Raw genomic sequence first — 2,074 nt, forward strand, 5'->3', positions numbered from 1 at the left:
CGGCGCCGGGCCGACCCGGCCGATCCGTTCGGCGACGACGGGCCGATGACTGACGACCGCCTCGACCAGCGCGACCAACTGCGCGAGCGCGGCAATTCCGAGCGCGACGACGTCTTTGACCAGCGCGACCAGCAGATGGAGGACCGCGCGAGCGAAACCGACGACGCGCTCGACCAGCGCGATGCCCAGGAGGAGCGGGAGGCCGCTGGAGGGGGGCGCTGACCGCGTCGCCTGCCGCGCCGATGAGCGATCCAGTCGCCGCCGCGATCCTCGACCGCCTCGCGGTCGCGACGTTCGTCGATCCCCACTCCCACATCGACCCGCACGCCCCCGCGGCGCGGTCGCTGGCCGACATCCTCGGCTACCACTACTACACCGAACTGGTCCATTCGGCCGGTGTGCCCCGGGGGGAGATCGAGGGGGAAGGGCTGTCGGCCGAGCCGCGTGTCGAACGCCTCGTGGCGGGGCTCGCCCCGCTCTCCAACACGATCCAGCACGCCTGGTTGATGGAGATCGCGCGCGATCTGTTCGGGTTCGACGAGCCGGTCCTCGACCGGTCGAACTGGCGGCGGCTCGCCGACCGCGTCGCCACGGCGACGGCGGCTCCCGACTGGGAAGCACGCGTGCTGGCGACCAACCGGATGGACGCGGTGTTCCTCACCAACGACTTCGACGACCCGCTTGCGGGGTTCGACACCGCGACCTACGTCCCCTGCCTGCGCGTCGACGAGCTGGTGTTCCACACCGGCAAGCCGGGCGTGCTCGACCGCCTCGAGCGCGCCAGCGCCACGGCGGTCGGCGACCGGGACGGCGTCCATCGGGCGCTCGGGGCCCTCGCCGAGCGCTTCGTGCGCCGCGGGGCCCGCGCGGCGGCGATCTCGCTGCCCCCCGACTTCCGCCCCGGTGCCCCGGACGCAACGGCCGCCGAGCGCGCCCTCGCGGTCGTCCGGCGCGAAGGGCCGTTAGCGCCGGCGGCGGACCGCGCGATCCTCGCCGCCGACCTGTTCTGGCGCGTCGCCGAATGCTGCGACGCCGTCGGGCTCCCGTTCGACCTGATGATCGGCGTCCGCCGGGCCGTGTACCCCGGCGGCGTGTACCAGGGGCAGGACCTGCTCGACGGGCGGCTGTCGTTGGCCGACTACGCGCCGCTGTTCAACGCCTTCCCGCGCGTCCCCTTCCCGGTGTCGGTGCTGTCGCACCCGCTCAACCACGAACTGGTCGCCTTTTCCTGGATCTTTCCCAACGTCTTCCCGTTCGGCCACTGGTGGTATGCCAACACCCCGGCCGTGATCGAACGCGACCTCGAGCAGCGGCTCGAGGCGGTGCCGCGGACGAAGCTCCTCGGCTACTACAGCGACATGTACAAGCTCGAGTTCGGCTACCCGAAATTCGCGATGTTCAGGCGTGTGCTCGCCCGCGTGCTGGCGCGGCGCTTCGTGGGGGAGCGCGGCTGGAGTGAGGACGCGGCGGTCGACCTCGGCCTCGACGTCCTGGTGCGCAACACGCGGCGCGTCTTCTATCCGGCCGCGTCCTGAATCAGCCCGTGGCCAGATCGCCGCGCGGGCGCCGGGCGGCCCACGGGCCGGCAGCCGTCAGTCGCCGCGCGTGAGGCCGGCGATCGCCAATGCCAGCCAGCCGGCCAGCATGAGGAGGCCGCCGATCGGCACGATCGCGCCGAGCCAGCGCAGGCCCGAGAGAGCGAGCACGCCCAGGCAGCCGCTGAAGATCGCGGTGCCGAGCAGAAAGCACCAACCCGCAGCCGACAGCGGGGCGCCGGGGGAGTGCGGCAGTCGAGCGAGCAGGCCGACGGCGACGAGCGCCAGGGCGTGCGCGAGGGCGTAGCGGACCGCGGTCTCCCAATTGGTAGCCTGGCCGGTCTCCTCGAGGCGGGTCTCGAGGAGGTGGGCGCCGAACGAGCCGGCGGCGACGGCGGCGAAGCCGACGAGAGCCCCGGCGGTGATCCAGGAGGGCTTCATCGGGAGCGGCTCAGGGACGGCTGTTCCCGAGGAGCTTGTCCTCCTCCTCTTCCTGGATGATGATCCGCGGCGTCACCATCAGCATCAGGCTGTCGGTC

General features: G+C 72.4%; 2 protein-coding genes. One reads left to right on the forward strand and one right to left on the reverse strand.

Going from position 1 to position 2,074, the window contains the following annotated elements:
• Positions 1-242: 242 nt before the first annotated feature.
• Positions 243-1,535 carry an amidohydrolase gene (locus FJ309_17490; protein ID MBM3956367.1) on the forward strand — a complete coding sequence of 431 codons (1,293 nt, stop codon included), beginning with the start codon at positions 243-245 and terminating at the stop codon, positions 1,533-1,535.
• A gap of 57 nt (positions 1,536-1,592) precedes the next feature.
• Here the strand turns inward: FJ309_17490 and FJ309_17495 are convergent, their stop codons facing one another.
• The gene (locus FJ309_17495) at positions 1,593-1,976 is read right to left on the reverse strand and encodes a DUF423 domain-containing protein (GenBank protein ID MBM3956368.1); all 384 of its coding nucleotides are present in this window, start codon (positions 1,974-1,976) and stop codon (positions 1,593-1,595) included.
• Positions 1,977-2,074 lie beyond the last annotated feature (98 nt).

Source organism: Planctomycetota bacterium (assembly GCA_016872555.1).
Lineage (GTDB): Bacteria > Planctomycetota > Planctomycetia > Pirellulales > UBA1268 > F1-20-MAGs016.